At 67.1% G+C, this 25790-nt stretch carries 22 protein-coding genes; 5 read left to right on the top strand and 17 right to left on the bottom strand.

All coding sequences use genetic code 11. The features are described from left to right. Positions 1-39 precede the first annotated feature (39 nt). From ACSAGD_RS02905 to ACSAGD_RS02880, 6 genes are all read right to left on the bottom strand, one after another. Positions 40-1641, bottom strand: coding sequence for a CoF synthetase (locus ACSAGD_RS02905; RefSeq protein ID WP_437584234.1), 1602 nt, complete (start codon positions 1639-1641; stop codon positions 40-42). Continuing rightward, entirely contained in the window at positions 1638-2708 is a 1071-nt protein-coding gene (locus tag ACSAGD_RS02900; protein WP_437584233.1) for a hypothetical protein, read from the bottom strand. The genes ACSAGD_RS02905 and ACSAGD_RS02900 overlap by 4 nt, the downstream gene beginning before the upstream one ends. A 94-nt stretch (positions 2709-2802) precedes the next feature. Further along, positions 2803-3321, bottom strand: coding sequence for a thermonuclease family protein (locus tag ACSAGD_RS02895; RefSeq protein WP_437584232.1), 519 nt, complete (start codon positions 3319-3321; stop codon positions 2803-2805). Between the two features lie 14 nt (positions 3322-3335). Further along, on the bottom strand, positions 3336-4442 hold the full coding sequence (locus ACSAGD_RS02890; RefSeq protein WP_437584231.1) for an FUSC family protein: 1107 nt from the start codon (positions 4440-4442) through the stop codon (positions 3336-3338). Between the two features lies 1 nt (position 4443). Continuing rightward, positions 4444-6822, bottom strand: a complete 2379-nt coding sequence (locus ACSAGD_RS02885; RefSeq protein ID WP_437584230.1) for an ATP-dependent helicase — start codon at positions 6820-6822, stop codon at positions 4444-4446. A gap of 32 nt (positions 6823-6854) precedes the next feature. After that, positions 6855-7877, bottom strand: coding sequence for a glycerophosphodiester phosphodiesterase family protein (locus ACSAGD_RS02880; RefSeq protein WP_437584229.1), 1023 nt, complete (start codon positions 7875-7877; stop codon positions 6855-6857). A 141-nt stretch (positions 7878-8018) separates the two neighbouring features. Here ACSAGD_RS02880 and ACSAGD_RS02875 point away from each other — a divergent pair, with 141 nt between their 5' ends. Next, positions 8019-8813: a Bax inhibitor-1/YccA family protein gene (locus ACSAGD_RS02875; protein WP_437584228.1), complete on the top strand. Its 795-nt coding sequence runs from the start codon at positions 8019-8021 to the stop codon at positions 8811-8813. Positions 8814-8893: 80 nt separating this feature from the next. Next, complete coding sequence (gene hrpB, locus ACSAGD_RS02870) at positions 8894-11494, top strand: ATP-dependent helicase HrpB (RefSeq protein WP_437584227.1); 2601 nt, start codon at positions 8894-8896, stop codon at positions 11492-11494. 36 nt (positions 11495-11530) lie between these two features. On the opposite strand, the gene ACSAGD_RS02865 is transcribed toward hrpB, so the two are convergent. Next, the gene (locus ACSAGD_RS02865; RefSeq protein ID WP_437584226.1) at positions 11531-12013 is read right to left on the bottom strand and encodes an FBP domain-containing protein; all 483 of its coding nucleotides are present in this window, start codon (positions 12011-12013) and stop codon (positions 11531-11533) included. 125 nt (positions 12014-12138) lie between these two features. On the opposite strand from ACSAGD_RS02865, the gene ACSAGD_RS02860 reads away from it, so the two are divergent. Then, entirely contained in the window at positions 12139-12537 is a 399-nt protein-coding gene (locus tag ACSAGD_RS02860) for a hypothetical protein (RefSeq protein WP_437584225.1), read from the top strand. A gap of 176 nt (positions 12538-12713) precedes the next feature. Here the strand turns inward: ACSAGD_RS02860 and guaA are convergent, their stop codons facing one another. The 6 genes from guaA to ACSAGD_RS02830 form a co-directional block, all read right to left on the bottom strand. Beyond that, a complete protein-coding gene (gene guaA, locus ACSAGD_RS02855; RefSeq protein ID WP_437584224.1) occupies positions 12714-14321 on the bottom strand; it encodes a glutamine-hydrolyzing GMP synthase in 1608 nt (535 codons plus the stop codon). Beyond that, positions 14293-14733 carry a DUF3817 domain-containing protein gene (locus tag ACSAGD_RS02850; RefSeq protein ID WP_437584222.1) on the bottom strand — a complete coding sequence of 147 codons (441 nt, stop codon included), beginning with the start codon at positions 14731-14733 and terminating at the stop codon, positions 14293-14295. The genes guaA and ACSAGD_RS02850 overlap by 29 nt, the downstream gene beginning before the upstream one ends. 5 nt (positions 14734-14738) lie before the next feature. After that, a complete protein-coding gene (locus tag ACSAGD_RS02845; protein WP_437584221.1) occupies positions 14739-15566 on the bottom strand; it encodes an SURF1 family cytochrome oxidase biogenesis protein in 828 nt (275 codons plus the stop codon). 131 nt (positions 15567-15697) lie between these two features. Beyond that, positions 15698-17425: a glycerol-3-phosphate dehydrogenase/oxidase gene (locus ACSAGD_RS02840; protein ID WP_437584220.1), complete on the bottom strand. Its 1728-nt coding sequence runs from the start codon at positions 17423-17425 to the stop codon at positions 15698-15700. A 53-nt stretch (positions 17426-17478) separates the two neighbouring features. Then, entirely contained in the window at positions 17479-18603 is a 1125-nt protein-coding gene (locus ACSAGD_RS02835; protein ID WP_437584218.1) for a GuaB3 family IMP dehydrogenase-related protein, read from the bottom strand. 52 nt (positions 18604-18655) lie between these two features. Continuing rightward, positions 18656-20038, bottom strand: coding sequence for a GntP family permease (locus tag ACSAGD_RS02830; protein WP_437584217.1), 1383 nt, complete (start codon positions 20036-20038; stop codon positions 18656-18658). A gap of 114 nt (positions 20039-20152) precedes the next feature. Here ACSAGD_RS02830 and ACSAGD_RS02825 point away from each other — a divergent pair, with 114 nt between their 5' ends. Beyond that, complete coding sequence (locus tag ACSAGD_RS02825) at positions 20153-20854, top strand: FadR/GntR family transcriptional regulator (RefSeq protein ID WP_437584216.1); 702 nt, start codon at positions 20153-20155, stop codon at positions 20852-20854. A 49-nt stretch (positions 20855-20903) separates the two neighbouring features. Here ACSAGD_RS02825 and guaB read toward each other — a convergent pair whose 3' ends face one another. From guaB to groES, 4 genes are all read right to left on the bottom strand, one after another. Then, entirely contained in the window at positions 20904-22406 is a 1503-nt protein-coding gene (gene guaB / locus ACSAGD_RS02820) for an IMP dehydrogenase (RefSeq protein ID WP_437584215.1), read from the bottom strand. A gap of 101 nt (positions 22407-22507) precedes the next feature. Next, positions 22508-23431 (bottom strand): EamA family transporter RarD, encoded by a 924-nt coding sequence (gene rarD / locus ACSAGD_RS02815; protein WP_437584214.1) that lies wholly within the window; start codon positions 23429-23431, stop codon positions 22508-22510. Then, a complete protein-coding gene (locus tag ACSAGD_RS02810) occupies positions 23428-24060 on the bottom strand; it encodes an HAD family hydrolase (RefSeq protein ID WP_437584213.1) in 633 nt (210 codons plus the stop codon). The genes rarD and ACSAGD_RS02810 overlap by 4 nt, the downstream gene beginning before the upstream one ends. 72 nt (positions 24061-24132) lie before the next feature. Next, positions 24133-24429 carry a co-chaperone GroES gene (groES, locus tag ACSAGD_RS02805; RefSeq protein ID WP_437584212.1) on the bottom strand — a complete coding sequence of 99 codons (297 nt, stop codon included), beginning with the start codon at positions 24427-24429 and terminating at the stop codon, positions 24133-24135. A 157-nt stretch (positions 24430-24586) separates the two neighbouring features. Between groES and ACSAGD_RS02800 the strand changes: the two genes are divergently transcribed. After that, positions 24587-25786, top strand: a complete 1200-nt coding sequence (locus ACSAGD_RS02800) for a THUMP-like domain-containing protein (RefSeq protein WP_437584211.1) — start codon at positions 24587-24589, stop codon at positions 25784-25786. The last annotated feature ends 4 nt before the right edge of the window (positions 25787-25790 follow it).

The following is a 25790-nucleotide window of genomic DNA, read 5'->3' as shown; positions in this document are numbered from 1 at the left end:
TGCACCAGTCCGTGGCACGTTAACTCGTGGCCTCAGGCGTCAGCGAAGCTGCACCGTCTTCTGCGCCACGATGGCGCGGTCGAGCCCGGCATCCGCTGCCTCAATGGCATCGAGTGTTTCGACGTAGACGTTCTTGAGCTTCGCACCGTCGCCGACGAAGGGGCCGGTGCGGAAATCGTAGAACGCCAGGCTCGGCAGCATCCGGTCGTCCGAGGTGAGGATCGCATTGTGGAAGTCGCCGTTCGCTCGCCGAAGCGCGATGAAGATCTCGGCGGCGAGCGCCGCGGCATCCAGGTCTGACGTACGCTTGCCCTCGGCAAGCTGGATCGCCAGGTGAAGCTGCCGGTCGCCATTCTCATCTTCGAACGAGATCAGGCGGTGATTCAGTGCGATCGGGAGCAGCTGCTCGTGCGCGTTGATGACGTCACGGAGCGAGTCTGGACCGATCACCGCGCCGTTGAAGTCAATCGACAGGTCGCTGCGCCCGTAGTGGAACAGTAGCGGCAGATCGAGCTGACGACGCTTCAGCAGATGCCCCAGGCCGTGCTCTCGAAGCACCGGCTCCAGGTCTTTCATGCGCAGCACGTGCCCACGGTCGTGAATGTTGTAGCGGATGCGCGGGTTGAGATTCTCAGCGCGCGCAATCGTCACAAGAAGCTCACCCTCTGCGTTCGTCTCGATGAGGTAGTTGAACGGGTTGAACTGGAAGATCATCGGCAGCACGCCGTACTCGTCGCGCTTGCTGATCTGCCGCGACAGCTCCGGGCTGGCCGCGAGCGCGCGCCGCAGCTCGACAGAGAAGTCAGTCTCGAGGGCGATGTTGATCTCGAGGTCGCTCGCACCGTAGCTGCCGTACGCGGAGTGTGCGACCGTGAGGATGTGATCGCGCATGCTCTCGCTGATGCCCTCACCGCCGAACGCCGCCACGATGTCGTACGACGTCCAGTCGATGCTCGTGTCATCGAACAGCGACTTCAGAAACGGCGGGTAGCTCAAGATGACGTACGTGTAGTTCGGCCCGAACTCCCGCATCGTCTGGATGATCTTGCTCTTGTCCGGGCCGATCGACTTGATCATGCTCACGTCGGTGAGCGAGGTCGTCACGTTCATGCCTGTCGCCCAGGCGCCGAGTGAGAACGCGTTGAGCACGAACGGCGGGTTCGACAGAGTGGATGCCGTATTGGAGTAGCCCAGCTGAAGGATCTGCCTGGTCGCCTGACGCTCGCGCGGGCCGCGCACCCAGCTCGTCGGAGTACCGGAGCTTCCGCTGGACTCGTCGACGATGACACCGTGCCGCGGCAGTCTGCCGCCGACGCAGCGCTCCGGAATCGACCAGCGCCTGATGTAGGAGTCCTTGTCCATGACGGGCACGGTCTCAAAGGCCTGCTGAACGCCACGGCTGACGTCGAGGTGGCGCGGAAACCGTCGTTCGGTGAGGAACGCCCGGTACGCGGGCACCCGCCGCGCAGCCTGTTCGAAGGTGCGCCAGGCGCGCAGCCGCCCGAGCTTCCACCGCAGGTTCTCGATTCCGGGAGCCCACAGGATGCGGTGGGTGCTGACGCGCGGCATGAGGAGGCGGATGACCCCCTCCAGCAGGCTCAGCAGCGTGAAGATCGCTCGTCTCTTCAGCGCACCTCTCATCGGGAGACCTCCTCTGTGACGAGCATCAGCTCGGGGCTTCGTCGGTGGGCGTACGGCGGTGTCTTGCTGTAGCCGAAGCGAAACAGCATCCATGCCATTCGACCGTCGCCCTCGCGCGCGTCGACGATCTGCGCGAACTGCTCGTGCGAGCGTGGGTTGGTGATGACTGTTCCGAACGGATGCAGCACCACGCCGTGCCGGTGCAGCTCAAGCCACACCCGCATGAACGTGCGGCCCGCCTCGATGTAGTCACCGGGTCCGTCGAAGGGTCCCTCGAGCCAGCCGAGCTGCCGCACACCGCGCATCGTGTTCAGGTACACCCGTTTGATCACGGGACCGATCACCGGGGCCTCCCAGAGGCCGCGGCGCCCCATCGCGACGCGGAGGATCGGACCGGGCAGCAGCATCGCTTCAGCAGAGAGTCCGTCGGCTTTCTCGGCGGCCTCGCGGCGCGAAAAGCGCAACCACTCCATGATCTCGGCATACACGGCGTCGTTCTGCAGATCGTCGAAGAGCGTCGCTTGGTTGACGTGGATGATCTTCTTCACGCGGGCTGGGTCGTCGCTCCAGCGGAAGTCAAAACCGGATGCCGCGCTGATGCGCCCCGCATCGGCGAGGACGCTCCCGGGCACGAGCTTCGTCGAATAGGGGCGGCGCGACGTGCGGCGGGTGCGGAAGCGCTCAAGTGCGATCTGCGCGTCGACGCGCTCGTCGGCGGTGAACTCCAGCGGCTGAAGGGTGACGTCGGCGAAGCGGTGCAGTCGGTTCGCCGCGGCGAAGTCCATCTCCGAGAAGTCGAGACGCTCGTCGACCCGGAACCCGTGCGCTCGCGCGACGACCGAGAGAGACTCGAGAAACACACCGGCGCAGACGTGCGCGAATGGAATGCCGAAGGACTCGGCGGGCAGCCCCAGATCGAGGTCGTAAAGCAGTGTCGCCGTGTGTTCCCCCGTCGGCCGGACTTTGATCGGCTGCGAGTTATGCGGGCTCGGGTAACGGTGGGCATCCGCGACGATCGCGCGCCAGAGTCTGCTGCGCTCATCACGCGTGCTCTGCTGTGGGCTCATGGCCTGAGCCTATGACTCCGCCCCGGTTTTCGGGAGGGTCACCAGTACCCATCCCCTCGGACCGTGGTTTCACAGCTGTGTTGCGGCGGCGTCGTCAGCGGCAGCTCTGCCAGAGGCCGCGCGTGGCTGCCTCGGCATCCGCTTCTGCCTCTCTCAGCTGCGGTTCGTAACGCGTGTTCGGCTCGTAGACGAGCACCGTCGCATACCCGTCCGCGACGAGGGACTCGTTGACGAACTCGCCATCGTCGGTCCAGAGGTAGAGCAGAGAGCGGCCGTACTGGTCGAGCGGCTCCTCGTCCGGCAGCGTCCACACGGTCGAACCATCGGGCAGGATGCCGCGAAGCTCATCGCGCGCCTCAGGCCCGAAGCATTCCTCCGGGTCGAGCTCCGGAGTGTCGATACCGAGCAACCTCACCTTGATCTGCTCGTCACGTCCGCTCGTTCCCTCGGGCTGCAGAAACAGCGTGTCACCGTCGTGCACGTGGACGACGGTCATCGCCTCGGCACCCTCGGGAACCCCGGCGCTCGGCGCCGATTGCACGGGGGCCTCGAACGCGCAGCCGGCAAGAAGTCCGCACAGCACGATGAGCATCGCTGCGGCCCGCGTGATCATGCTCCGATTATCGGTCACTGCCCGCGCCCCGGCTCGGGCAGACGGACGAGCCGCGCCGCGAGAACGGTCGCCATTCCGACGAGCGCGCCGAGCGCTGTCTCGACCGCTCGATCGATCAGCAGGCCCGCGACCGTCTGGTCTGGGCTCGACAGGTGCACCATGAGCAGCGCGAGCGGGGTGATGAACATGAGGGCGGTGCCGTAGTGACGCCCGACGAAGATCTCCGCCCCGAACTGGCAGATCGCCACGATGACGATGAGCACCCACGCCGCGGGCTGCCACCACAGGATGAGTGCCGTGACCAGCACTCCGGCGAAGGTGCCGAGCGTGCGATGCACGGCACGGCTGACGGAGTACGGTGCGCGCGTCGGCGGGATGACCGCGACGACGCTCACGACCGCCCAGTACGAGTGGCCGAGCCCCATGACGGTCGCAATCGCACCGGCGATGAGACCGCCGACGACGACCTGAGCGACGTTGAGCCACACCCCCGGGTCGCGCCAGGCACGCGGGCGCAGAACGGCACGTCTCGGCAGGGGCTTCAGCAGTTTGAAGCTCGCCGTGATGCGGTCGACGTCCACGCCGAGGCGGAGCAGCCACCCGGACATCGTGATGAGAAGAGCGAGCAGAGCGGATGCCACGGCGATGGCGATCGCCAGCGCCACGTCCCCGCCGGGGACGGGAACGAGCGCACAGACGAGAAACGCGAAGACGAAGAACAGCGGCGTCGGTGGATGGAGAGACAGCGTGCGGATCACGACGACCCCCACGGCGAGCACGATGACGAGCCCGATCGCCTGCGAGGTGAGCCCGCCTCCGCCGCTGGAGAGCAGCACACCCGCCACGATGCACGCAATGAGAAGGGCAGCCGCGCTCGACGCCGTGCGCAGGCGCGTGCTGTAGACCTCGCTGCGTCCGAAGAGCGCCGTGAACGCGCCGAACGACGCGTAGATCGCGAGGTCAAGGCGGCCGAGACCCGCGAGCACGACGAGCGGCATGGCGACCGAGAGCCCGGCCCGGGTCGCGACCTCGAAATCGAGAGCGTGCAGATTGCGCGCCCACTGTCTCAGCGACTCGGGACGTGCGCTTTCGCCGCCGGAGTCGCCGTCGTGAGCGCCCACGTCAGATCTTCTCGATCGGCGCAATCTTGATCAGGAGCTTCTTCGCACCCGCCGAGTCGAACTGCACGTGTGCGACCCGCTTGGTTCCTTCGCCCGTGACATTCTGCACGCGCCCCTCACCGAAGTCGGTGTGGCGGATGCGGTCGCCCGGCACCAGCTCGAGATCGCCGTTGTCGCGAACGGCGTTCGTGACTTTGTTCGGCCACTGCTTCTTCTCGGCGCGCGGCAGTGCCGGGGCGTCCCCGTTGCGCCCGGGCGACCAGCGCCGGGCATTGAGCGCACGCGACTGGGTTCCGCCGCGCGAATTGACGGACCCGGGTGACTGGCGCCACTCGATGAGCTCCGCCGGAATCTCCTGCAGATAGCGGCTGGGCATCGCGACGGCCGTCTCGCCGTACTGGGCGCGGGTCATCGCGAGCGAGAGGAACAGCCGCTTGCGCGCACGGGTGATGCCGACGTAGAAGAGACGACGCTCCTCCGACGGGCCGCCCGGCTCGTTCGCCGACATGCGGTGCGGCAGAAGATCCTCTTCGACACCCGTGAGGAACACCGTGTCGAACTCGAGGCCCTTCGCGGTGTGCAGCGTCATGAGCGACACTGTGCCGCTCGCGTCGTCGATGTCGTCCGCAGCGGCAACGAGCGCGACTTCGGTCAGGAAGTCGAGCAGTGTGCCATCGGGGTTGTTCCTCTCGAACTCCTTGGTGACGGCGACCAACTCGTCGAGGTTCTCGGCACGAGCTTCATCTTGCGGGTCGCGGCTCATCCGCAGCGAGTCGAGGAGGCCGCTCTTCTGAATCAGCGTCGTGAGCACCTCGCTCACCTTGCCCTGGTCTGCCAGCGCCGCGGCTTCGTCGAGCACGTTCGACAGGTCCGTGATCGCACGGGTGACCTTGGGGCCGAAACCGAGAGTGGATGCGTCGCGAAGCGCCTCGCGCAGTGAGACCTCGGCGTTCTCCGCGAAGCTCGCCAGCTGCGTCTCGGTCGCCTGCCCGATGCCGCGCTTCGGGGTGTTGAGGATGCGGCGGACCGCGAGCTCGTCGGCCGGGTTCACGACCGCGGTGAGGTAGGCGAAGGCATCCTTGATCTCGGCACGCTCGTAGAACTTCGTGCCGCCCATGATCTTGTACGGCAGCGCGGAACGGACGAAGATCTCCTCAAGCGCACGCGTCTGAGCGTTCGTGCGGTAGAACACAGCGATCTCGTTGTAGCCGATGCCGCGCGAGTGCATCTTCTCGATCTCGTCGGCGACGAACTGGGCTTCGTCGTGACCGGAGTAGCCGGTGAAGCCGACGATCTTGTCACCGTCGCCGACGTCCGTCCAGAGCTTCTTGTCTTTGCGGTCGAAGTTGTTCGAGATGACGGCGTTCGCCGCGGAGAGGATGTTCTGCGTCGACCGGTAGTTCTGCTCGAGCAGAATGACCTTCGCCCCCGGGAAGTCGCGCTCGAACTCTACGATGTTGCGGATGTCAGCGCCGCGGAACGCGTAGATCGACTGGTCGGAGTCACCGACGACCGTGAGCGACGCGCCCTCGGCCGTGCCCGGCAGAAAGCCGTCGCCCTTGGGCTCGCGCGTCAGTTCGCGAATGAGGGAGTACTGCGCATGGTTCGTGTCTTGGTACTCATCGACCAGGATGTGCCGGAACTTCTTCTGGTACAGCGCCGCGACGTGCGGAAACGCGCGGAACAGGTACACGGTCTGCGCGATCAGGTCGTCGAAGTCGAAGGCACTCGCACGCTGAAGCTCCCGCTGGTAGTCGCGGAAGATCTCGACGAACGCCACCTCGTTCGGGTCGGACATGTTCGCATTGCGCGCGTAGCTGTCGGCATCCGCCAGCTCGTTCTTGAGCTTGGAGATCTTCGCCGCGGCATTCGCCGGTGTGAAGCCGAACACGTCGGCATCGTGCCGCTTGATGATGCGCTTCAGCAGCACGCGCGAGTCAGACGAGTCGTAGATGGTGAAGCTCTTGCTGAAACCGACGTTCTCGGCCTCGCGCCGCAGAATGCGCACGCACGCGGAGTGGAAGGTCGAGATCCACATGCCCTCCGCGCGCCCGCCGAGCAGGTCTTCGACGCGCTCGCGCATCTCGGCCGCTGCCTTGTTGGTGAACGTGATGGCGAGAATCTGGCTCGGCCACGCCTCGCGCTGCTCGATCAGGTGCGCGATGCGGTGGGTGAGCACACGAGTCTTGCCAGACCCGGCGCCCGCGACGATGAGCAGCGCCTTGCCGCGGTACTCCACGGCTTCGCGCTGCTGCGGGTTGAGCCCGTCGAGAAGGCTCTCAGAGGCGGCCCCGCCGGGAATGCTCGCGGTCGGCCAGTCCACGATCACGGGCGTTGCTGAATCGGTTCCGCTCTGGTCTGAAGAAGAGGTGCTCGTCATGTCCCCTCAAGTCTAGGCGGAGACGCTGACAGTCATTCGGGGCTGTGAACAGATGGATGCCGCTGCCCGTCGCGCACGGCGAGCGCGCGATCCGGGTAGTCGGCGAAGACCCCGTCGACGCCCGTGCCGAGAATGGCCGCGAACTCTCGCTCCCAGTCCCCCAGCTCCCCCGGCTCGTCACCGAGGCGATGCCGCGGGTTCAGAAACGCGTTCTCGGGCCGCAGGGTCCACGTGAACACGACGAGGCCCCTCTCGTGCGCTCGTGCGACGAGATCGCCGACGCGTTTGCCCTGTGTGGTCCACGGCAGAAGATACGCCTTGTCCACGCTGATTCCGTCTACCCGCCCGGCGAGCGCGTCGAGCCCGGCGTCCGTCAGATCATCGGCGAACGTCGACGCCTCGGCGCCGTCTCGCGCCGCGCGGTCGGCGGGAGCACCAGTCTTCTCCAGAAGGTAGACGTAGCGAGCATCCACCCCTCGACGACGCAACCGCTCGAGGACACCGAGCTCGAAGCATTCGATGACGAGGCCGGATGCCGCGTCCCACCCGCTCTCGGCGAGTTCAGCGATCAGCAGGTCATCGAGCGGCAGCCCCAGAGCCTCGAAGTAGGTGGCGTGCTTGATCTCGACGACGAGCCCAGCGCGACACCCGCTGTTCGCCTCGTGCTCGGCGAGGATGCGCAGCAGGTCGGCGAGCCGAAGCATCCGCTCCGCGCCATCGTGCGATGCGCTTGCCGGTCGAAGCTCGGGAATCCGCTCGCGCACCCGCAGCGTCTGCAGCTCTGCCCATGTGAAGTCCTCCGTGAACCAACCGGTGAGCTCGTGCCCGTCGATCGTCTTGGTCGTGCGGCGGTCGGCGAACTCGGGATGCTCCGCGACGTCTGTCGTTCCGCCGATCTCGTTCTCGTGGCGCAGCACCAGAACGCCGTCACTGCTGGCGACGACGTCAGGCTCGACGGCATCCGCCCCCAGCTCGAGCGCGAGACGATACCCGGATTCCGAGTGCTCCGGGCGATACCCGGGAGCGCCGCGGTGTCCGATCACGAGGGCTGTCATACCGACAGGCTACGTGCCCCAACCGACAGGTCTCCGAGGCAAGCCTGAGGATTCGCCCCGGTTCCCCGCGGGAACATAGGTGGATCGAGTAGCGTAGTACAAAGCATTCCAACCCCGATACGAGAGTAGGGATCACGCCTCATGGCCATCGACAACCCGGCATTCCGCAACGCCGGATTCCATCGCGGCGGCGGCGCCGCGACGCAGCAGCCGAACATGACGGCCGAACAGTTGCAGCAGATGTACGATCAACCCGCAGCCACGGCGGTGCAGACTGACCGCATGACGGTCGAGGACACCCTCGGCAAGTCCGTCATCGCCTTCGGCATTCTGCTCGTGGGCGCGGCGATCGGCTGGTTCATCCCGGCTCTTGCGATCCCCGCCGCCATCGTCGGCTTCGTGCTCGCGCTCGTCAATATCTTCAAGAAGGAGCCTTCGGCTCCGCTCGTGCTCGCGTACTCCGCGGTGCAGGGCGTCTTCGTCGGGGGCCTCTCCGGCATCTTCGAGACCATCTACCCCGGCATCGTCAGTCAGGCGCTCATCGGAACCGTGGCCGTGTTCGGTGTGACGTTCGCGCTGTTCGCCAGCGGCAAAGTTCGCGCCTCGAAGAAGGCGACGAAGGTCTTCATGATCGCGATGATCAGCTACGCGCTGTTCTCGCTCGTCAACATCATTCTCATGGTGACCGGCGTGAACGACGACCCGTGGGGTATGCGCGGCGCTGAGATCATGGGCATCCCGTTCGGCCTGATCCTCGGCGTGCTCGTCGTGATCATGGCCGCGTACTCGCTGGTTCTCGACTTCGACTTCATCAAGCGCGGTTCCGAGAACGGCCTGCCCCGCAAGTACGGCTGGACCGGCGTCTTCGGCGTCGTCATGACGGTCGTGTGGCTGTACCTCGAGATTCTCCGCATGATCGCCATCGCGCGCGATTAGCGCATCGCACACTCAGAAGGGGGCTCGCTTCGGCGGGCCCCTTCGTCGTGCTCGGGGAAGCTCCGCGGCCCCGGCCGCTCATGCGAGACAATGAAGCTGTGACCCTGCACCGCCACCATTTCGATCTTGACCGCATCGGTGCCGGGCTCGTCGTCGCCGAGGCGGCCGATGCGCTCACGGATGCCTGCGAGACAGGTGCTGTCGTCGTCACTGCTCCGCCGGGAACAGGCAAGACCACGCTCGTGCCGCCCCTCGTCGCCAATCTGCAGCGCGGCGCAGGGCGCGTCATCGTCACGCAGCCGCGGCGCGTCGCCGTTCGTGCCGCCGCCCGACGCATCGCCGAGCTGGACGGTTCGCCCCTCGGCGGTCCAGTCGGGTTCACCGTGCGCGGCGAACGACGCGTCTCCGACTCCACTCGCATCGAGATCGTCACTCCGGGGGTTCTGCTGCGGAGGCTCCTCGGCGACCCCGGTCTCGACGGCGTCGACGCTGTCATTCTCGACGAAGTGCACGAGAGGAACCTCGACGGCGATCTGCTGCTCGGCATCCTGACCGAAGTGGGTGCGCTGCGCGACGACCTCACGCTCGTCGCAATGTCTGCCACACTCGATGCCACGGCCGTCGCCCGCCTGTGGGACGCTCGCGTCGTCGACGTGCCCTCAGCGCTTCACCCACTGAGCATCGACTATCGTCCACCCCGCGGGCCGCGCCTCGACACCCGTGGGGTGACGCCGGAGTTTCTCGATCACGTGGCGGACATCACCCTCGACGCGCAGCGCGCCGAGTGCTGCGACGCCCTCGTCTTCGTGCCGACGGCGCGCGACGTCGACGAGCTGGTGCGGCGGCTTCGATCCCGCGCTGACACATCGGCCTTCGAGGTGCTCCCACTGCACGGACGCCTCACGCCCCGTGAGCAGGATCGCGCGACATCGGGCCGCCGGCATCCGAGCGACCCGGCACGCATCGTCGTCAGCACATCGCTTGCTGAGAGCTCGCTCACGGTGCCCGGCGTCAGACTGGTGGTGGATGCCGGGCTGTCGCGTGAACCGCGCCGCGATCAGGCACGCGGGATGTCTGGCCTCGTCACCGTCAGCTGCTCGCGCGCGAGCGCCCAACAGCGCGCCGGCCGTGCGGCACGCCAAGGTCCCGGTCGCGCGGTGCGTGCGTACAGCGAGGCCGATTTCGCGACGTTCCGCCCGGACGCAGACCCCGAGATCACCGCGGCCGACCTCACCGACGCTGCCCTCCTGCTCGCAGCGTGGGGAACCCCTGAAGCGCGCGGGCTTCCACTGCTCACCCCACCGCCGGCGGAGTCGCTCCGGCAAGCCGTCGCCGCACTCGCGGAGCTCGATCTGATCGACGACGAAGGCCGCCCCACCACGCTCGGGGCTCGAATCGCCACGTTGCCTCTCGGAGCGCGCGACGCTCGTGCGCTGCTCGTCGCCACCGGCCGAATCATCGATGAGAAGACGGTGACTCCACGCGTCGATCACCGCGTCGCAGCCGAGGTCGTCGCTGCGATCTCCGGCGACGCACGTGAGTCTGGCGCCGATCTCGATGCGCTCCTGCGCTCGCTGCGACGGGGCGAGGACCGGGGCACGACACGGTGGCGTGCCGACACCGAGCGGTTCACGCGGATCGTCGAGAGGATGCCGGCACCGCGCGACTCCGGGCCACCACGTGTCGCTGAGCATCACGGCGCAACAGGCATCGTCGCCGCTCTGGCGCGGCCGGACTGGATTGCCAGACGAACCTCACCGGCATCCCGAAGCTACCTTCTCGCCAGCGGCACTCGCGCCGCCCTTCCCGAAGGCTCTGCGCTCATCGGCAGCGAGTGGATCGCCGTGTGCGACGTTCAGCGCGCCGAGGGTCGAGCTGCCGACGAGACGGGCGCGGTGATCCGGCTCGCCGCCGCTCTGCACCCCGACGAGGCCCTGCGCATCGGCCACGTCGCGGAATCACGGCAGATCAGCGTCGAGGACGGACGTCCTCGTGTTCGCCTCGAACGCCGCATCGGCGCGATTCTCGTGTCATCGACTCCCGCTGCGCCCCGCCCAGACGAAGCTGCCGCAGCACTCACCGCTCATCTCAGGGCCGCGGGCACCGGCATCCTGCCCTGGTCTGCTGACGCGACCGCACTGCGACGCAGACTCGCACTCGTGCACCGCGAACTCGGCGCCCCGTGGCCCGATGTCTCCGAGGCCGCGCTCCTCGAGCGGATCGACGACTGGCTCGGGCCTGCTCTCGGCACCGGGTCTGCGACCGCGGCATCCCTGGTCGACATCGACGTCGCCTCAGCGCTGAGACTCCTGCTGCCCTGGCCCGAGGCCCGCCGTCTCGACGAGCTCGCACCCAAGCGGCTGCCCGTGCCGTCCGGGTCGCACGTGCGCATCGACTACGCCGACGATGCCGCCGGGCGGCCAGTCGTCGCCGTGAAGCTGCAGGAGGTCTTCGGTCTCGCCGAGACACCCAGGCTCGTCGACGGACGTGTCGCCGTGCAGTTCCATCTGCTCTCACCCGCCCGTCGCCCACTCGCGGTGACCGACGACCTCGCGTCGTTCTGGAACGGGCCCTATCAGGACGTTCGCCGGGAGATGCGGGGCCGCTACCCGAAGCATCCCTGGCCGGAGGACCCTTGGTCGGCACCCGCCACCGCGCGCACGAAGCGCCGCGCACCGTGACGTTCGCGAAGCTGACCCCGTAGCCGGAACCGCGCGCTACGCCGTCCTCAGGATGTCGCTCGTGAAGCCCTGCACGCGCTCGAGGAGCCGGCGCGCCCTCGTTTCGACGAGGTCGGGCTGCAGCGGCTGCGACGGGGTGATGCGGATCAGCATCGAGCACGCGAGATCTTCGCAGATGTACGTGCCGATCGTATTGCCGTTGAGACCGGCCTCGCCCGCTCGTGGCGCGCTGAACATGCGCACCTGCGTCGCCGGCTGCGACGAGCGGCAGAACGAGCACATCGCGGCGATGCCACGACGAAGACCACCGGATGCCGCTCGCACGACGATCCCGACAGGGCGGTCCCCCATCCAGTGCACGAGGTACCCGAGACGCGCCGCCTGAGGGTCGCGCCAGCCGAGGTACTCGCGTTCGTCCCACAGCGTCTCGTGGAGCCCCGGCAGCGGCATCCGCTCCAGCTGCTCCGGCGTCGCGTTCACGAAGCTCCCTCTGATGTCGTCAGCGCTCAACGGCCTCATGTCAGCATCCTGCCTCGCTCGCCGCGAACCTCGCAACCGCCACGCAGGGTCGCCGCGCTAAGATCATCGCACCGACGCGACGCCGGTCGCGGAGCACACAGCTGACAACGACCGACGGGAGCACGGTGAACGGCGACGACATGCTGGGGCTGGCCCTCGAGATCACCTCGTGGCTGGCCTTCGCACTGTTCGCGCTTGTCGGAGTGCTCGCTCTCGTCAGCCGCGGCGAGGCGCGCCGGTGGCGGTCGGCGCACGGCTACGTGATCGACGACGAGGGCCAGACCGTGCTGCGCTGGTTCCACGGCTCGGGCAGCCGCGCGTGCGAGGCCGAGCTCACTCCGGCGCAGCTCGCCCATCTCGACGGCGCTGCGGAGGCGGATCTGTTCTATCGGGCGCGGCGGCCCAGCCGCATCCGCTTCGATCAGCCTCGCTCGCACGCCCGCGCGCTCGGGTTCGTCGCGCTGGGCTTTCTGGTGATCGGCGTCGGCACCTCGGTCGCTCAGCTGGTGCTGATGGCCTCCTGACTATCGCAATTCTCGCGTGCGCTACAGAAAAGGGCGTGCGCTGCAGAATAGGGCGTGCGCTACAGAATAGGGCGTGCGCTACAGGAATTCCTGTAGCGCACGCCCTATTCTGTAGCGCGGGAGTCAGCCGAGCCGCCCCGCGCACGACACTGTCTTCGGCGCGGGAGGAAGAGAGATCACTCCCACTCGATGGTCCCCGGCGGCTTCGACGTGACGTCGAGCACGACGCGGTTGACCTCTTCGACTTCGTTCGTGATGCGGTTCGAGATGCGCGCGAGCAAATCGTACGGCAGGCGCGTCCAGTCCGCGGTCATGGCATCTTCGGAGCTGACCGGGCGCAGCACGATCGGATGACCGTAGGTGCGGCCATCGCCCTGGACGCCGACCGAGCGCACGTCGGCGAGCAGCACGACCGGGCACTGCCAGATCTCAGAATCGAGACCGGCGGCGGTGAGCTCCTCGCGCACGATGGCGTCGGCCTCGCGCAGAACGGCGAGGCGCTCCGCCGTGACCGAACCGATGATGCGGATGCCGAGACCAGGGCCCGGGAACGGCTGACGTCCGACGATCTCCTCGGGAAGCCCCAGCTCGCGACCGATCGCCCGCACCTCGTCCTTGAACAGTGTGCGGAGCGGCTCGACGAGCTCGAACGTCATGTCCTCAGGCAGGCCTCCGACGTTGTGGTGGCTCTTGATGTTCGCGGTTCCAGTGCCGCCGCCTGACTCGACGACGTCGGGGTACAGCGTGCCCTGAACGAGGAAGCGGATCGGGTCGCCAGCGCTCTCGAGCGACTCGGCGACGAGGTCGGCCTGAGCGCGCTCGAACGTGCGGATGAACTCGCGCCCGATGATCTTGCGCTTCTCCTCCGGGTCGCTCACCCCCTCGAGTTCGGTGAGGAAGACGTCTGCGGCATCGACGGTGACGAGGCGCACACCGGTCGAGGCGACGTAGTCCTCTTCCACCTGGCGGCGTTCGTCCTGGCGCAGGAGGCCGTGGTCGACGAACACGCAGGTCAGCTGGTCGCCGACGGCCTTGTGCACGAGTGCAGCCGCGACGGCGGAGTCCACGCCGCCCGAGAGGCCCGCGATGACCTTGCCCGAGCCGATCTGCGCGCGAATGCGCTCAACCTGCTCGGCGATGACGTTGCCCGGGTTCCAGTCTGCGGGGATGCCCGCCGCGGCGTGCAGGAAGTTCTCGAGCACGTTCTGACCGTACGCCGAGTGCTTGACCTCGGGGTGCCACTGCACGCCGTACAGGCAGCGATCGTCGTTGCCGAACGCGGCGACAGGGGTGGATGCCGTCGAGGCGAGCACCTGGAAGCCGTCTGGCGCTGCGGAGACGGAGTCACCATGACTCATCCACACCGTCTGGTCGGCGGGCTGACCGGAGAGCAGCTTTCCGCCGTCGCCGGAGAGCACAGCATCCGTCGACCCGTATTCGCGCCTGCCGGTGTGAGCAACTTCGCCGCCGAGGGCGCGCGCCATCACCTGGAAGCCGTAGCAGATGCCAAGGGTTGGGATGCCGAGACTGAAGATCTCCGAGTCGAAGCCGGGCGCCTCATCGGCGTAGACGCTCGACGGCCCGCCGGAGAGGATCATGCCGGCGGGCTGCTTCTCGCGCACCTCCGCCGCGGTGATCGTGTGCGGAACGATCTCCGAATACACGCCGGCCTCGCGCACGCGACGCGCGATGAGCTGCGCGTACTGTGCGCCGAAGTCGACGACGAGTACCGGCCGGTGGGCCGTGTTCTGCTCGCTAATGGGTTGCCTCCTGCTTCTCGGCATCACGGGCCTCGCGCTCGGCGAGGTAGGCTCTCACGCGCTTCGCCATTCTCGCTTCGACGATGAACGAGAGGAACGGCACGACGCCGCCCAGCGCAATCAGAATGAAGGTGGTCAGCGGCCAGCGCATGAGGCTCCACAGCCGGAAGTCCGCGAACAGATACACCACATAGAACCAGCCGTGCACCACGAGGATGCCGATCGACAGGTTCACGGCGGCGACGCTCCCGCTCGGAACGAAGGCGAGGAAGCCGTACGCACCGCCGAGCTCGAGTTCGAGACCGAACCCGTATTTGAAGATCATCTCGGCGCACAGCAGCAGAAGCAGAACACCGGTGATGATGGATGCCACCTGATAGAACTTCAGCGCACCGGGGATCTTCGGCAGCGCTGATGCACGGGGTTCAAGGGCCATGTCTCTCAGTCTACTTTCTCGACGGGGGTCGCGTTCTCCGCCTCGGCGAGCTCACGCTCCTCAATGTCGCGCTCCCACGCGTCTTTCACGAGGCGATACCAGAGGAACACCGCGAATCCGGCGAAGACCACCCATTCTGCGGCGTAGAAGATGTTGAGCCAGTTGACCTCGACCTCCTGCTCAGGAGGCGGAGCACTGATCGTCTGGAGACCCGCGGGGGCGGCATCCGAGATCACATAGACCTCGTAGACGGAGACGTCGTCCATCTCGTGCCAGACGTTCACGAACCAGGCGGGGGCCATCGTGGATATGTCGTACGGCGCGTCTTCGTCCAGTTCGGGGAACTGCGCCGACAGAACGCGACCAGTGACGGATGCCGCCTCGCGGGGCTCCTCATTGAGCTGCGCCGCGACGCTCTCAGCCGTCTCGCGGGAGTCCGTCCAGCCGAGGGCCACGGCGAGCGCATTGCCCTCCTCCGTGGCGAGGTGCCCCGCGACCCAGTAGCCCGATTCGCCGTCGTTCAGTCGGTTGACGACCACGAGGTAGTCGCCCGGCACGAACTCGCCCTCCACGCTGACCTTCTGCCCCACCCGCTCGGTGCGGAGCAGGCTCTCAGGCTCGACGATCTCGGTGAGCAGCTGAACCGTCTCGGTCGGCGCGGTCTCCTGGGTCGGAGCCGCCCGGTAGGCGCGTTCGAGCTGCCATTTGCCGAGCGCTGCGAACGCCGCGGCGACGGCGAGGGCGAGCACGAGCAGCGCGATCCAGCGCGCAGAGAGCATGGTGCGAAGCAGCGTGCGAGGCTGCTCCGAGTCACGTCGGGAAATGGTGCTCACTCTTTCACAGTCGAAGAGTTCCCCACCGGGAACGCTTCGACTCTACCGGCTCGCCGCTGTGGGCTCGCTGAAGCCGCGGAACCGCAGAGGAGCTGCGTCGGCGCGCGAGACGCTGCGCCGACGCGGCATCCTCACACCTGTGAGATATCGGGTGCTTCGAGCCTCACGCGGTCGGCCGACTCGTCGTCCGGCTGCTCCTGCGACGCCCGCTCAGCGGCCACGCGCTGCAGGTAGTACTGCACCTCGGACTCCTTCTTCGCGTCGTCCCAGCCGAGCACCTCGGCCATGAGCTCGGCGACCACCGGAGCTGCAGAGACGCCTCGGTCCCAGGCTTCGATCGAAATGCGGGTGCGGCGGGCGAGGACGTCCTCGATGTGCAGTGCTCCCTCGCTCGTGGCTGCGTACACGACCTCGGCCTTGATGTAGTCGTCGGCGCCCGGCAGGGGGTCCTGCAGGTCGGGACGATCGCGGATCAGATCGAGGATGTCGTCGGTCAGCACGCCGTAGCGGTTCAGCAGGTGCTCGACGCGGGCCTTGTGCACGCCGAACCGGCGGGCGATCTTGCCGCGCTTGTTCCACGCGGCCTGATACCCCTCGGCGCCGAGCAGTGAGATGTTCTCGGTGGTCGACTCGGGGATCTTGCCGTCGAGCGCGTCGACCGCGGCGTCGATGGCGTCCTTCGCCATGACGCGGTAGGTCGTCCACTTGCCGCCAGCCACCACGACGAGACCGGGCACCGAGTGCGTCACGACGTGCTCGCGCGACAGCTTCGAGGTCTCGTCGCTCTCACCGGCGAGCAGCGGGCGGAGACCCGCGTAGACGCCCTCGACGTCGTCGCGGGTGAGCGGCACCGCGAGCACCCGGTTGACGTGCTCGAGCAGGTAGTCGATGTCGGCGGCGGTCGCCGCGGGGTGCGCCTTGTCGAGGTGCCAGTCGGTGTCGGTCGTGCCGATGAGCCAGTGTCGTCCCCACGGAATGACGAAGAGCACGCTCTTCTCGGTGCGGAGGATCATGCCCATCGTCGATTGGAAGCGATCGCGCGGCACGACGAGGTGGATGCCCTTCGAGGCGCGCACCTTGAACTGGCCGCGCTCCCCCACCATCGACTGCGTGTCGTCGGTCCAGACACCGGTCGCATTGACGACCTGCTTCGCCTTGACCTCGAAGTGCTCGTCGGTCTCGAGGTCGTGCGCCTTCACCCCGACGACGCGCTGCCCGACCTTGAGGAACCCCTCGACGCGGACGCGGCTCGCCACGTGCGCGCCGTAGGCGGATGCGGTGCGCACGAGCGAGGCGACGTAGCGCGCGTCGTCCACCTGCGCGTCGTAGTACGTGAGCCCGCCGACGAAGGCGTTGCTGCGCAGGGACGGAATCGACCGCTGCACCTGGCGCTTGGTCAGGTGGCGGTGGTGCGGAACGCCCGGAGGGCGACCTCCCGTGTAGCTGAAGATGTCGTAGAGCATCATGCCCGCACCGATGTAGAACCTCTCCCACACTGGCTTGTGCAGCGGATAGAGGAACCGCACGGGCTTCACAAGGTGAGGCGCGATGCGCTGCAGCAGAAGGCCGCGCTCGATGAGCGCTTCGCGCACGAGGCCGAAGTCGAGCTGTTCGAGATAGCGGATGCCGCCGTGCACAAGCTTCGAGGAGCGGCTCGATGTTCCGCTCGCCCAGTCTCGAGCTTCGAGCAGGCCCGTGGAGAGGCCGCGTGTGACGGCATCCATCGCGCTTCCCGCGCCGACGATGCCCCCGCCGATGACCAGAACATCGAGCTCCTTGGAGCTCATCTCCCTGATCGCGTCAGCGCGTTCCTCAGGTCCCAACTTCCGTGACCGTGCGACGGTCTTCTTGGCGCTCATTCGAACCTCCATCAGGAAGGCCTGTCTCAGGTCGCAGACCCTCTGACTCGACGCTAACGCAGGAGGTACGGCGCGACAACCACTTCGACCCGCTGGAACTCTTTGAGGTCGCTGTATCCGGTGGTCGCCATGGAACGCTTGAGGGCTCCGAGCAGGTTCGCGGTGCCGTCGGGACGCGTCGCGGGGCCGTACACGATCTCCTCGAGCGTGCCGGTCGTGCCCACCTCGACGCGGTTGCCGCGTGGGAGCTTCGAGTGGTGTGCCTCGGCGCCCCAGTGGAAGCCGCCGCCCGGTGCGTCGCTGGCGCGAGCGAACGTCGTGCCGAGCATGACGGCGTCGGCGCCGCAGGCGATCGCCTTGACGATGTCGCCCGAGGTGCCGAGACCGCCGTCGGCGATGACGTGCACGTAGCGCCCGCCCGACTCATCGAGGTAATCGCGACGCGCGCCCGCCACATCAGCGACAGCGGTGGCCATGGGGGCGTGGATGCCGAGGGTGTTGCGCGTCGTCGACGCCGCTCCCCCGCCGAAGCCTACGAGCACACCGGCCGCTCCCGTGCGCATGAGGTGCAGCGCCGCCGTGTAGGTCGCGGCGCCGCCGACGATGACGGGCACGTCGAGCTCGTAGATGAACTTCTTGAGGTTCAGGGGCTCCTGGTTCTGCGAGACATGCTCGGCCGAGACCGTGGTGCCGCGGATGACGAAGAGGTCGACTCCCGCGTCGACGACGGTCTGGTAGAACTCTTGCGTGCGCTGCGGCGAGAGCGACCCGGCGACGGTGACGCCGGCCTCGCGGATCTCGCTGATGCGCGCCGTAATGAGCTCGGCCTTCACCGGCTCGGCGTAGAGCTCCTGCATACGAGCCACGACCGTGTCCGCCGGGGCGTTGCGGATCTCCTCGAGCAATGGCTCGGGGTTCTCATAGCGCGTCCAGAGGCCTTCGAGGTCGAGCACGCCGAGACCGCCGAGCTGCCCCATCATGATGGCCGTGCGCGGCGACACCACGGAGTCCATCGGTGCGGCGATGAACGGGGTGTCGAACGTGTAGGCGTCGATGGTCCAGGAGGTCGACACGTCTTCGGGGTCACGGGTTCGTCGCGACGGCACGATAGCGACGTCGTCGAACGAGAAGGTGGTGCGTGCCCGCTTGGCGCGGCCGATTTCGGTTTCTTGGCTCACGGCATCCACCTTACCGCCCGGGCACGACATGGCACTTCTCCAGCCCCCGCGATCAGAAGATCAGGTACACGACCAGCACAAGCACGAAGGCGATCACCGATTCGAGCGCCTGCTGCACCGTCCACGTCTTGAGGGTCGTCTTGACGTCCATGTCCATCAGCTTGCCGACGAGCCAGAAGCCGGAGTCGTTCACGTGACTGCCGAACACCGATCCAGCCGCCGTTGCGAGTGTGATGGCGGCGACGTCGACCGTGCCGTACGACCCCGCGGTGACCGCCGGCGCCATGAGCCCGGCCGTCGTTACGAGTGCGACGGTCGCGGAGCCCTGCGCGAGGCGCAGGATCACCGAGATGACGTAGGCCGCGACGATCGTGGGCAGACCGACATCCGCCAGCGTGTCAGCGAGCGCGTCGCCGATGCCGGAGAGCTCGAGCACTCCCCCGAACATCCCGCCGGCGCCGGTGATCAGGATGACGCTCGCGACCGGTCCGAACGTTCCGTCGACGAGCTTCTCGAGCGCGGAGCCCTTCTCGCCGCGAGCGCTGCCGAGCACGACCAGCGCGACGAGCGCGGTGATGAGCAGGGCGATCGGCGAGTTTCCGATGAGAATGAGCGCCTGGACCCACAGCTGGTCGCCCTCGAGCGCGCCCGTGTCAACGAGCGTGGTGAGGCCGGTGTTGAGGAAGATCAGGACGACGGGAATGATCAGGATGCCGATGACGGTGCGCGCCTTCGGCGGGCGGACCGGCTGGTCCTCGTCGATCGAGCCGAACAGAGCGGGCACGGCGAGCGGGATGCGCGAGTTCACGAACTTTCCCCACAGGTAGCCCGAAAGATACCAGGTCGGGAAGGCGATCACGATTCCGATGAGCATCACGATGCCGAGGTTCGCCCCGTAGTCGACGGTGGCCGTGACAGGGCCGGGATGCGGGGGAAGGAAGACGTGCATCACCGAGAACGCAGCCGCGCCGCCGATGCCGTACAGCAGCAGGTTCCTGCCGCCCATGCGACGGGCGACCGCGAAGATGATCGGCAGCATGACGATCAGCCCGGCGTCGAAGAAGATCGGGAATCCGAGCAGCAGCGACGTGACGCCGAGCGCGAAGGCGGCGTGCTTCTCACCGAACGCCTTCACCATCGCCTCGGCCACAGACTTCGCACCGCCCGAATGCTCGATGAGCCGGCCGAGGATCGCTCCGAGGCACACGAGCAGCGCGACTTCGCCGAGCGTTCCGGAGAAGCCGTAGAGCAGCACGTCCATGAGCTTGTCGGTGGGCAGCCCGGTGACGACAGCGGTGAGCACGGAGACCACGACGAGCGTGATGAACGCATGGACCCTGAGTTTGATGACGAGCAGAAGAATGAGCAGCACCGCCCCTGCGGCGATGCCGAGCAGGGGGCCTGCTCCGAGGGTCTGGGTCCAGCCGTCGAGCATGATTCTCCATTGAATTGGTTGGGGTCTGAGGGATGCCTCGAACGAGGCCATCGGTAAAGATACTACTTTATGACACGCTATGGTAGTACTACACCTCGACGAAGGGAGCCGACGGTGGCCGGAATCCACAGCGACGTGACGGACGACCTCGGCGCGCGCATCGCCGCGGGTGAGTTTCCGCCCGGCTCGGTCTTCACCCTCGCTCAGCTCGAGCACGACTACGGCGCATCGCGGACGGTCGTGCGCGAGGCCGTCCGCGTTCTCGAGAGTCTCGGCTTGGTCGCGTCACGGCGACGGGTGGGCATCACAGTGCAGCCGCGAGACTGCTGGGATGCCTTCGCTCCCCAGCTCATCGAGTGGAACCTGCAGGGGCCGTTCCGACGCCAGCAGCTGAGCGCACTCATGGAGCTTCGCGTCGCCGTCGAGCCGACCGCCGCGCGTCTCGCCGCACTCCGGGCCACCCCCACGCAGCGGGCGGAGCTGCGTCGGCTTGCCGCTCAGCTTCGCGCCGTCGGCGAAGCCGGCCACGGCACCTCGGACGAGTTCCTCGCAATCGACATCGCCTTTCACGAGCTGCTGCTGCGAGCATCCGGAAACCCTCAGCTGATCGCGCTGCGGAACCCCGTCCGCGACGTCCTCGCCGGTCGCGCACGACTCGGTCTCAACCCGCGCATCCCCGCGCCCGGCACTCTGGAGGAGCACGAGGCCGTGGCCGAGGCGATCAGCGACGGGGATGCCGCAGCCGCAGAGCGGCACTCACGCTCCCACATGCACGGCGTGTGGGACGAGATCCAGGTGGACGACTCGCTGCGTTAACGCCGACCGCCGGCACCCGCGGGGCGAGCACCGGCCGGTCGCCGTGAGATCAGCGACGGTAGTTCGGCGCCTCCACGACGATCTGCACGTCGTGCGGGTGCGATTCCTTGAGTCCGGCGGGCGTGATGCGCACGAACTTGCCACGCTCCTTGAGCTCGTCGATCGTGCGGGCGCCCACGTAGAACATCGACTGACGCAGTCCGCCGATCAGCTGGTAGGCGACTGCCGAGAGCGGACCGCGGTACGGAACCTGGCCCTCGATGCCCTCGGGAATGAGCTTGTCATCGCTCGGCACGTCAGCCTGGAAGTAGCGGTCCTTTGAGTACGAGGTCTTCTTGCCGCGCGTCTGAAGGGCACCGAGGGAGCCCATGCCGCGGTAGGTCTTGAACTGCTTGCCGTTGACGAACACGAGCTCGCCGGGGCTCTCGTCGCACCCGGCAAGAAGTGAGCCGAGCATGACGCTCTCGGCGCCGGCCACGAGAGCCTTGGCGATGTCGCCGGAGTACTGCAGGCCGCCGTCCGCGATGATCGGGACGTCGAGGTCTTTCACCGCCTGGCGCGCCTCGTACACGGCGGAGACCTGCGGAACGCCGACACCTGCGACGACGCGCGTGGTGCAGATCGATCCGGGGCCGACGCCGACCTTGACGGCATCCGCTCCGGCCTCGGCGATCGCCCGCGCGCCCGAACCGGTCGCGACGTTGCCGCCGATCACGTCGACCTTGCTGAACGACGGGTCGGCCTTGATCTTGCGGATGAGCGCGAGGACGCCCTCAGAGTCGCCGTTCGCGGTGTCGACGACGAGAACGTCCACACCGGCGTCGCGCAGCGCACACGCGCGCTCCCAGGCATCGCCGAAGAAGCCGATGGCCGCGCCGACACGGAGACGGCCGCTGTCGTCCTTGGTCGCGAGGGGGTACTTCTCGCTCTTGTCGAAGTCCTTGACGGTGATGAGACCCTTGAGCACGCCAGCGTCGTTCACGAGCGGAAGCTTCTCGATGCGGTGCTCGGCCAGCAGCGCCATGGCTTCCTCCGCGGAGGTGCCGACGGGTGCCGTGATGAGGTTCGTGCTGGTCATCACCTGCGAGACCGGAGTGACGGCTTTCTTGTCGTCGGGCACGAAGCGCATGTCGCGGTTCGTGACGATGCCCTTGAGCACGCCCGATCCGTCAACGACCGGGAGGCCCGAAACGCGGAAGCGGCCGCACAGCTCGTCGACCTCGGCGATGGTGGCCTCGGCACGCGTCGTCACGGGGTTCGTGATCATGCCCGACTCGCTGCGCTTGACGCGGTCGACCATCTCGGCCTGGTCGGCGATGGAGATGTTGCGGTGCAGGATGCCGATGCCACCCTCGCGCGCCATCGCAATGGCCATGCGCGTCTCGGTCACGGTGTCCATCGCGCTCGAGAGCAGGGGCGTCGCAACGGTGATCCGCTTGGTCAGTCGCGATGAGGTGTCTGCCTCGCTCGGGATGACGTCTGTGTGCGCTGGCAGCAGCAGCACATCGTCATAGGTGAGCCCGACATAGCCGAACGGATCCGTGGTGTCCATTGCTTCCCTTCAAGAGGTGAGTCGTGAAAGCCGGCGGAGCCGTTTTCGACGCCGGTAATCCATGGTAACCACCGCGGCCGAGTGTTTCTGCCGGGTGACGATCAGGCGGAATTCAGACGGCCGCGGCGGGCTGTTCCCGCACGCCGGAGCATGTCGATCGTGAGCAGCACGAGTGCCGCCCAGACGAGGAAGAACCCGGCCCAGCGCTCCGGCGGCATCGGCTCTCTCAGAATGATGACGCCCACGAGGAACTGTATGAGCGGCGTCATGTACTGGAACAGCCCCATGTACACGAGCGGCAGCCGGCGGGCCGCCGAGGCGAAGAGCAGCAGCGGAACCGCGGTCACGATCCCCGAGGCGACGAGCAGCGTCGTGTTACCCGCGCCCGCGGTGCCGAAGATCAGACCGGTGGATGCCGCGACCCACACGAGCTCGATGGTCGCGACCGGCGCGAGGAACAGCGTCTCGAGCGTGAGCCCGGAGATCGCGCCGACTCGGCCGCCCACGCGGTTCTTCATCAGCCCGTAGAGCCCGAACGAGAACGCGAGGATGAGCGCGATGATCGGAAAGCTGCCGTATCCGATCCACAGCACGATCACGGCGATGACGCTGACTCCGACCGCGGCCCACTGCAGCGGCCGCAGCTTTTCCCGCAGAAACAGCACGCCGAACAGCACCGTCACGATCGGGTTGATGAAGTACCCGAGTGAGGCCTCGATCACGTGACCGGTGACCGCCGCGACGACGTACGTCTGCCAGTTGATGAAGATGAACACCGCGGCGAGCGCCATGAAGAGCATGGTTCGGCGCGAGCGGAAGAGATCGAAGAACGCGCGCCAGTCGCGCAGCGCGGTGAGCAGGATGCCGCAGAACACGAGCGAGAACAGGATGCGCATCGCGACGATCTCGTACGGACCTGCGGGCGCGAGCGCGACGAAGTAGAGCGGCAGCGCGCCCCACATGAGGTAGGCCGAGGCGGCGTAGAAGAATCCGGAGCGCCCGGCCAGCGGCGTGGGCTGCGTCACGAGGCGGTCACAGCGCCGAGCGCGCGACGGAGCGCCGCGGCATCCGTGTATCGCGTACCCTGCCAGCCGAATGCCTGGGCGGCGCGGATGTTCTCGTCGAGGTCGTCGGCGAAGTGCACGGATGCCGGTGCGATGCGTTCGGCGAGAGCATCCTCGATCTGAGCGTGCGCACGTCGATACACCTCGATCTCCGGCTTGGCGATGCCGAAGTCGTATGAGTTGAGGATGCCCGTGAAGCGATGCGCCACGTCGTGCTCCGTCAGCTCACGGAGGGTCTGGTCGGTTCCGTTGGTGAGGGCGAACACCGGATGCTCCGTGCGCAGCTCGTCGATGAGCTCGATCGTGTCGGGAATGAGCTGCCCGATGTCGCTTGCCCACTCCGTGACGATCGACGCCACGGCCGACGCGTTGTGCGTCATGTCGGTGAGCTTCTCCGTGAGCTTCTCGACCCATTGCGCGCGCGTCAGTCGACCCTCGACGAGGTCGCGACCGAACGGCGGAGCGAAGGCGACCTGTTCGATGATGTCCGGCGCAAGTCTCAGCTCGGCGTCGAGACGAGCGGCCATGCGCGCGGGACGGAACGAGCGCACGACTCCGTCGATGTCGAAGACGAAGACCCGCGCACCCATGACATCGAGTTTACGTGCCTGCACATGAGAAAAGGCCCGGGCATGCACCCGGGCCTTCGCTGTGAGCTCTGATCAGCGCTCGACGATCGCGAGAACGTCGCGAGCCGAGAGAACGAGGTACTCGTCAGCGCCGAACTTGACCTCGGTGCCGCCGTACTTCGAGTAGAGCACGCGGTCGCCGACGTTCACGTCGAGCGGGACGCGGTTGCCGTTGTCGTCGATGCGACCGGGGCCTACGGCCACGACTTCGCCCTCCTGCGGCTTCTCCTTGGCGGTGTCAGGGATGACCAGACCAGACGCGGTGGTCTGCTCTGCCTCGACCTGCTTGATGACGATGCGATCCTCGAGCGGCTTGATGGAGACCGACACGGTTGACCTCTTTCTTATAAGAAGACGTGAGTTAGCACCCTCACTATCCGAGTGCTAATTGCAAGTTTACGGATGCGCTGGCACTCGTGCAACGTGAGTGCCAATCGAAGCGCCAGTTTCGCCGACAGCGAGAGCCGCGGGTTGATATGTTGGCCGGATGGAACGCGACGAGCTGGCCCTTCTGCTGTCCCCCACGGGTCTCGAGCTGCTCGATGAACTCGCCGAGAAAGGCACCGCTGAAGACCTCGTCGCGACCGTGAGCCGGCTCCGCAAGGCCGGGCACGACCCGCGGCTGGTCGCTGCCGCGCTGACGCAGTCACGACTCCGCGCCCGCGGAGGGGCGAAGTTCGGCGAGTTCGCCTCTCGAATGCTGTTCACGCAGGCGGGCCTCGAGCAGGCCACGCGGATCCGCGCGGCCGCCATGCACGCGGGACGCTACGTTCAGGCGGGCCTGACACGCGTTGCGGACCTCGGTTGCGGCATCGGCGGAGACGCCATGGCGCTGGCCGCGATGCAGGTGGAAGTGACAGCCGCGGATGCCGACGAGATGACAGCCGCTGTCGCCACGCACAACCTCGCACCGTTCTCCAGCGCGCACGTGATCCACGCGCGTGCGGAGGATATCGTGCTCGACGACGTCGACGCCGTGTACTTCGATCCCGCGCGGCGCACCGCAGGGCACTCCGACACCGCGCGGCTGACGAACCCCGACGACTACTCCCCCGGCCTCGATCTGGTCTTCGACGTGGCCGGCCGCCTCCCCACGGGCGTCAAGCTCGGCCCCGGCTTCGACCGAGACCTCATCCCCGACACGATGGAAGCGCAGTGGGTCAGCGTCGACGGCTCCGTCGTGGAGCTCATGCTGTGGTCCGGAGCGCTTGCGCGTGACGGCATCCATCGCGCCGCCCTCGTGCTGACTGACGACGGCTCCTTCGAGCTCACCGCCTCGGAAGACACAGAGGATGAGCCGGTGCGACCGCTCGGCGAGTACCTCTACGAGCCCGACGGCGCGGTGATCCGCGCGCGGCTGATCGGCGATCTCGCGCGAAGCATCCACGCGGGGCCGGTGAGCGATGGAATCGCCTACCTCACTGGCGATGAGCTGCACGAGACACCCTTTGCGACAGCGTTCCGCGTTCGCGAGTCGCTGCCGCTGCACGAGAAGTCGCTGCGGCGCTGGGTCGCCGACAACGACATCGGAACCCTCGAGATCAAGAAGCGCGGTGTCGACATCGACCCGGCCGTCTTCAGAAAGCGGTTGAACCCGCGGGGAACCGCGAGCGCCACGCTCGTCCTCACGCGCGTCGACGGTCGTCACGTCGCTCTCGTGGCCGAGCGCGTCCTCTCGACCGCGTAGCTCA

Origin of the sequence: Paramicrobacterium salitolerans, assembly GCF_051513965.1 — a bacterium.
In the GTDB taxonomy this organism is placed as follows: domain Bacteria; phylum Actinomycetota; class Actinomycetes; order Actinomycetales; family Microbacteriaceae; genus Paramicrobacterium.
Note: the sequence above shows the minus strand (reverse complement) of the source record. Positions and strands in the feature narration are given on the sequence as shown.